The 7,190-nt window shown below is 55.5% G+C and carries 4 protein-coding genes and 1 pseudogene; 4 read left to right on the forward strand and 1 reads right to left on the reverse strand.

Annotated elements, in window-relative coordinates; translation table 11 throughout:
* Position 1: 1 nt before the first annotated feature.
* Both JWR17_RS08870 and adeC read left to right on the forward strand, forming a co-directional pair.
* On the forward strand, positions 2-3,139 hold the full coding sequence (locus JWR17_RS08870; RefSeq protein WP_299830373.1) for an efflux RND transporter permease subunit: 3,138 nt from the start codon (positions 2-4) through the stop codon (positions 3,137-3,139).
* Positions 3,136-4,599, forward strand: coding sequence for an AdeC/AdeK/OprM family multidrug efflux complex outer membrane factor (gene adeC, locus JWR17_RS08875; RefSeq protein ID WP_299830374.1), 1,464 nt, complete (start codon positions 3,136-3,138; stop codon positions 4,597-4,599). The genes JWR17_RS08870 and adeC overlap by 4 nt, the downstream gene beginning before the upstream one ends.
* A 60-nt stretch (positions 4,600-4,659) precedes the next feature.
* Here the strand turns inward: adeC and JWR17_RS08880 are convergent, their stop codons facing one another.
* Positions 4,660-5,853, reverse strand: a complete 1,194-nt coding sequence (locus tag JWR17_RS08880) for a DUF2235 domain-containing protein (RefSeq protein ID WP_299830376.1) — start codon at positions 5,851-5,853, stop codon at positions 4,660-4,662.
* A 368-nt stretch (positions 5,854-6,221) separates the two neighbouring features.
* Between JWR17_RS08880 and JWR17_RS08885 the strand changes: the two genes are divergently transcribed.
* Positions 6,222-6,734 (forward strand): hypothetical protein, encoded by a 513-nt coding sequence (locus tag JWR17_RS08885; protein ID WP_299830378.1) that lies wholly within the window; start codon positions 6,222-6,224, stop codon positions 6,732-6,734.
* A pseudogene (locus JWR17_RS08890) lies at positions 6,731-7,190 on the forward strand (hypothetical protein); the annotation flags it as partial. The gene JWR17_RS08885 and the pseudogene JWR17_RS08890, both read left to right, overlap by 4 nt.

Genomic DNA, 7,190 nt, shown 5'->3' on the forward strand with positions numbered 1-7,190 from the left:
CATGTCGAAATTTTTTATCGACCGCCCGATCTTCGCGTGGGTAATCGCCCTGATGATCATGTTGGTCGGGGCATTGGCAATCAAGCAACTGCCGATCAACCAATACCCTGCCATTGCGCCACCGGCGATTGCTATTTCCGTTACCTACCCAGGCGCCTCTGCACAGACCGTGCAGGACACCGTGGTTCAGGTCATTGAACAGCAACTCAACGGTATCGATAACCTGCGTTACGTCAGCTCGGAAAGTGACTCCGACGGCAGCATGACCATCACCGCGACGTTCAACCAGGGCACCAGCCCGGACATCGCGCAGGTTCAGGTGCAGAACAAACTGAACCTGGCGACGCCTCTGTTGCCGCAAGAAGTACAGCAACAGGGTATTCGCGTAACAAAGGCAGTGAAAAACTTCCTGCTGGTTATTGGCTTGGTGTCCGAAGACGGCAGCATGTCCAAGGATGACTTGGCCAACTACATCGTTTCGAACATGCAAGACCCGATCTCGCGGACCTCTGGGGTAGGTGACTTTCAGGTGTTCGGTGCCCAGTACGCCATGCGTATCTGGCTCGACCCGGCCAAACTGAACAACTTCCAGTTGACGCCGGTAGACGTGTCAGCAGCCGTTGCTGCGCAGAACGTGCAGGTTTCTTCCGGTCAGATTGGCGGCCTTCCATCACTGCCTGGCCAACAACTGAATGCTACGATTATCGGCAAAACCCGTCTGCAAACCGCTGAGCAGTTCAAAAACATTCTGCTTAAAGTGAACCTGGATGGTTCGCAGGTCCGCTTGGGCGATGTCGCCGATGTCGCGCTGGGCGGTGAGAACTACAGCGTCAGCGCACAGTTCAACGGTAAACCTGCTTCTGGTCTGGCCATCAAACTGGCTACCGGCGCCAACGCACTGGACACGTCTAAAGCGATTCGCGCCACTGTCGCACAGCTCGAACCGTTCTTTCCGCCAGGCATGAAAGCGGTTTACCCGTATGACACGACGCCGGTGATCACCGAATCGATCAGCGGGGTTGTTCACACGCTGATCGAAGCGATCGTGCTGGTGTTCCTGGTGATGTTCCTGTTCCTGCAGAACTTGCGCGCCACTCTGATTACCACCATGACCATTCCGGTCGTGCTGCTGGGTACCTTCGGTATTCTTGCGGCTGCGGGATTCACCATCAACACCCTGACCATGTTCGGCGTGGTGTTGGCCATCGGCTTGCTGGTGGACGATGCGATTGTGGTGGTGGAGAACGTTGAACGGGTAATGGCCGAGGAACATCTCTCGCCCAGAGACGCCACGGTAAAATCCATGGGTCAGATCCAGGGTGCGTTGGTCGGTATTGCGATGGTTCTGTCGGCGGTTCTACTGCCAATGGCGTTCTTCGGTGGATCCACCGGTGTGATCTATCGGCAGTTCTCGATCACTATTGTGTCGGCCATGGCGCTCTCGGTACTGGTCGCATTGATCTTCACCCCGGCACTTTGCGCAACCATGTTGAAGCCGATCGACCAGGAAAAACATGGTCAGCCCAAGCGCGGTTTCTTCGGTTGGTTCAACCGCACCTTCGACCGTAGCGTGATCAGTTACGAGCGCGGTGTTGGCAACATGATCAAACACAAGATCCCGGCGTTTCTGCTTTATGCGCTGATCTTCGCTGGCATGATCTGGATGTTCACTCGTATCCCTAGTGCATTCCTTCCGGAAGAAGACCAAGGGGTTATTTTCGCCCAGGTCCAGACCCCGGCAGGCTCGACAGCAGAACGGACTCAGGTCGTTCTGGATAAAATGCGCGCCTACCTGCTCGACTCAGAATCCTCGTCGGTGCAGTCGGTGTTCACCGTAAACGGCTTCAACTTTGCCGGCCGCGGTCAAAGCTCTGGTTTGGCATTTATCCTGTTGAAACCGTGGGGTGACCGTTCAGGCTCTTCAAACAGCGTGTTCGAACTGGCCAAGCGTGCTCAAGCGCACTTCTTCAGCTTCCGTGACTCGCTAACCTTCGCCGTGGTTCCACCCTCTGTACTTGAACTGGGTAACGCCACCGGCTTCGACTTTTACCTGCAAGATCAGGGCGGTGTCGGCCACACCAAGTTGATGGAAGCGCGCGGACAGTTCCTCGGTCTGGCGGCTCAAAGCAAGATTCTGGCGGGCGTGCGGCCTAACGGCCTGAACGATGAACCGCAGTACCAGCTGGTGATTGATGACGAGCGCGCCAACGCCTTGGGTGTGACGATGACCAACATCAACACCACGTTGTCAGTTGCATTGGGCGGTAGCTACGTCAACGACTTCATCGACCGCGGTCGAGTCAAGAAGGTGTTCATTCAAGGTATAGCCGGCGCACGGATGACGCCTGAAGACTTGAAGAAGTGGTACGTGCGCAGCGCGACCGGCACGATGGTTCCCTTCGCCTCTTTTGCCTCTGGCACATGGGTTTATGGCTCACCAAAACTCTCCCGTTACAACGGCGTAGCGGCGGAAGAAGTCCTGGGTACGCCGGCACCGGGTTACAGCACCGGCCAAGCCATGGATGAAGTCGAAAGGATCGCCAAGCAACTTCCGGCGGGTATCGGCTATTCCTGGACGGGCTTGTCGTACGAAGAGCGTCTGTCTGGTTCGCAAGCGCCAACGCTGTACGCCATTTCCCTACTGATCGTGTTCCTCTGTCTCGCGGCCCTGTATGAAAGCTGGTCGATTCCGATCGCGGTCATGCTCGTGGTGCCACTAGGGGTAATCGGTGCGTTGATGGCCACCAGCTTACGAGGGTTGTCCAACGACGTATTCTTCCAGGTGGGCTTGTTGGTAACGGTCGGTCTGTCGGCGAAAAACGCCATTTTGATCGTCGAGTTTGCCAAAGAGCTGCACGAACAGGGCAAGAGCTATACCGAGGCCGCAATCGAAGCGTGTCGTATGCGTCTGCGACCGATTGTGATGACATCGGCGGCGTTTATCCTCGGCGTGGTTCCATTGGCAATCTCTACAGGCGCGGGCTCCGGCAGTCAGCACTCGATCGGTACAGGCGTAATCGGCGGTATGATCACCGCGACGGTTCTGGCAATCTTCTGGGTGCCGTTGTTCTTCGTTTCGGTGTCCTCGCTGTTCAAGACCAAACAGAAAAAAATTCCACACGATGAGGCTGGCCAATGAGCAAGTCCCTGATCTCACTGGCAGTCACCGCGTTTATTCTTAGCGGCTGCTCGTTGATCCCCGATTACATGCAGCCCGCCGCGCCGGTTCCGGCGCAATATCCCCAGGGTCCTGCCTATTCGCCGACTGAATCGGCCAATGTCGCAGCGGCCGAACAGGGCTGGCGTCAGTTCTTTAAGGATCAGGCTTTGCAGCAGCTGATCCAGACCTCGCTGGTCAACAACCGCGACCTGCGTGTCGCAGCCCTGAACATCGACGCCTACCGTGCGCAATACCGCATCCAGCGTGCAGATCTGTACCCGGCCATTTCAGCCAACGGCACCGGTTCCCGCGGGCGAACCCCAGCCGATTTGTCACAGACTGGGACAGCGACCGTCGGCGGTCAATATTCGGCAACACTGGGCCTCAGCGCCTATGAGCTGGATCTGTTCGGTCGCGTTCGCAGCCTAAGCCAACAAGCGCTGGAGACTTATTTCTCCAGCGAAGAAGCACGCCGCAGCACGCAGATCAGTCTGGTGGCCAACGTGGCCAATGCTTACCTGACCTGGGTGTCCGACCAAGAGCAACTCAAGCTGACCCAAGACACACTTAAAGCGTTTGAGGAGAGCTACAAGCTTACTCAGCGCACCAGTGAAGTCGGTGTGTCTTCGGCTCTCGATCTGGCGCAGTCGCGCACCTCGGTCGAAAATGCTCGTGTCAAGCTGGCGCAGTATCAACGCTTGGTTGCTCAAGACTTAAACAGCCTGACGCTGCTATTGGGTACGGGTCTTCCCGCTAATCTGCCTGCAAGCCAGCCACTGAGCAACGACATCCTGGCCGACGTGCCGGAGGGTGCACCTTCGGACTTGCTGCAACGGCGCCCTGACATCCTTGAAGCGGAATATCAGCTCAAGGCTGCCAACGCCAACATCGGTGCGGCCCGTGCCGCATTCTTCCCTAGCATCAGTCTGACTGCCAGTGCTGGTACCGGCAGTTCAGACTTGTCCGGCCTGTTCAAAGGTGGCTCGGGGACGTGGTTGTTCGAGCCGCAAATCAACTTGCCAATCTTCAACGCCGGCAGCCTGCGCGCGAGCCTGGATTACTCGAAAATCCAGAAAGACATCGGCGTCGCCAACTACGAGAGAACCATTCAGACCGCGTTTCAGGAAGTGTCCGATGGCTTGGCTTCGCGCCAGACCTACAACGAACAACTCCAGGCGCAACGTGATTTGGTGAGTGCCAACCAGGACTACTACCGCCTGGCTGAACGTCGTTATCGCATCGGTATCGACAGCAACCTGACGTTCCTTGATGCACAGCGCCAGTTGTTCGCCGCGCAGCAATCGTTGATCAGTGACCGTCTTTCGCAGCTGACCAGCGAAGTGAATCTGTACAAGGCCCTGGGTGGCGGTTGGTACGAACAAACCGCTGAACAAAACAAACCTGTCACGGGCGACGTTCCTGAAACCAGACTGTTCTAGTTTCGGCGTTGCATAAAAAAACCCACCGCCTGGTGGGTTTTTTTATGGGGCCATGAACAGTCAGGCCTGCCCACTGACCAATGGCAACATGCTGACAAGTAACGGAGCAGGATCAACCGTCAGCGCTGACAGGACGCCAACCGACGAGTCAAGAGCACTCGGATCAACATTGCGTCGCTGTGCCCACTCCATTAGATTCTTCGGGCGATAGTTTGCATCTTTCTGCCAGCGCTGGAATACGGAAGCGTCGATGGTCTCGTTAATAGTAGTGGTGACTGAAGTAGGCGTATCAATGGGTTCAGCACCGATCGTTCGAAAAAAGGGTTTATTCAAGGTTAATACCTTGTAAGCGCCCCTTGCCATTTCAGCGTAAGAATCGCGAATGGAGCAAGTATTTGCGTCACCATCTATGACAACGTCATCGGTAAAAACAAGCCCGTGAAGCCTGGCCTTGTCCATCAGCCAACTCAAGGGAATTTGCGCCAGCAGATCGTTTTCGTACCCTCCCCCGACATTGGCATGCGCGCCGACAAACCAACGTTGCTCGACCCTCTCCACTGAACGCGGCTCGGGGCCTATGCCGTCTTTAGAGCTGACCTTAGTCCACAGCGTTGGAGCGAAGGCTTTGCGATGCTCATCAATTGCTAGTGCGTGGTAGGCATGCGTGTCGTTGATTCGTAAATCGGTTTCGAGAAAGGCGAAATCCTTGGTGCTCGCATTAGGCAACCAAGGCAAAGGCACGCCCAGCGCCCCGACTGTGTCCCATACGCCTTGGAACCACAACGGAATCGAGCGTGAGTATTTCTTGATCCAACGATCCTCCGGCAATAACTCGCTATCGATTACATGGGCTAACGTGAGAATGGAGGGTGCGTCGCCTCGGCGATAACGTGCGTAAAGTTGCGTCATTGATATAGGCGAGCCTTGTTTTAGAAGCCCGCATTTCGAAATAAAACCAGCAAGACTGCGCGCGGTGAACGCCCCGCGACTAAATCCAAAAATAAATATCTGCGCGCCGGGCTCAAAGTGTTCAACCAACCACTGATAGGCACGCTCCACCTCGTCGTTAAGGCCAATACCGAACAAGCCACCCGTAAGCCGTTGGCCCATTTGAGTGCCGACTCCTGCGCTGTAATAGCAAAGTTGTTCGGGGGATTTTGCACACAGGGATTTCAAGCGAAAGACATTGGTATTGTCATCGACATTATTCCAGGTACCGTCGAGAAACAGGGCGATGCGTTTGACACCAGACATGACGTGATTCCTTTCAACGTGATTGAGCATGCGGCCGCCTTTAAAAAGCTTAGGCATTAGATGCTCAACCCAATCTTACGTCTATATGTCATGCGGTCGTTGAGAACGAAACCCGGCAAGCGAACACCCCGTGGAATCGAATTCGGGAAGAAGCCCGTCAGGCACTTTACTCTACCCTTCCAGAATCATTAGCCAATTCCGGTGTGCTCGGATTCGCCAACAGGGTTAAGGAATCGTCGGTTCCGTGCTTCTGCGATTTGAAGGATCCTTCCAACAACTTTGTAGGGCTTTTCTGATTGTACTTTTCGCCGGTTTTTTGGAAGTGCTTGGCTGGTAGGGTGCGTCGATTCCAGCAGGGAGCGAGCCCCATGACCCAGTGCTTCAAAGAACACGAATGCGACAAGCAGTTGTTGAACCACAACACCAAACCATTCTCCGAATGTGAAACGCATACGGTGAGCGCGTACGACAGCACGTTCGAATGCACCGACGTACCGGTGCTGACCTGCTCGGGAATCTGGCGGGTTTTCCAGCGCGAAGCCGAAGAAATTGTCGCCCCCGGTATCCTGCAACCGACCATCTACAAAGACCCACAACTCAAACTGCTATTTCGCGGCAATCATGCGTCCTATGTCACTGGCTTTCCTTCGGGGATGGCCCAGGCCATTGAACTGACCCTGGCGAGCCAATGCCAGCCGGTTGAGGACGGACGGACCCTCGAATTCAGCAGCAACCCGTTTGCAGACTTGTCGGATTACAAGCAGCGCATGGCTTTCGTCTTGCGAGCAGCGGCGCGTTTCGACGAGATGCTGGGCGACGGAAATCGACGCTTGCTGGAGCAGTCAATAAAAGATATTGCCGAAGGGGCGGGTGTCCGATGAAACGGCGATACTGGTTCTGCCTGGCGCTTCTGACGGTATGGGCAGCATTCGCCGCGCGGTCGTGGTACGAGCGGGAGATCGCCTTGGTGGTAGGTGGAACCTACGAGGAGATGATCAAGCATTCGTCAGCCCGCTTTTCTTCACCTTATCCCGGTGGGGGCCTATGGCCAGGCGAGCCAAAGTCCAACGTGCAATTACGGTTCACCGACCCGCAATATGGCTTTATCACGCCAAAGAGCGGTGACGTTTTTGTTGTATTCAAGGGCAACGTTATCCAAACCATCCAAGTGTCTCCGCAGATGGAACCCTTGTTGCTCGATGATGCGTTGAAGGTCGTGCTGGATCTTCAGGACCAATGGCGTCGCGGCGGATGGATCAATAAGTTAGAGAAAAGATTTCCATCCTTTGCTGATACGCCTGAGTGGCGTGCTCGGTTGCGAGATGCTAACGGAGGCA

The organism is Pseudomonas sp. (assembly GCF_028293835.1).
Classification (GTDB): Bacteria; Pseudomonadota; Gammaproteobacteria; order Pseudomonadales; family Pseudomonadaceae; genus Aquipseudomonas.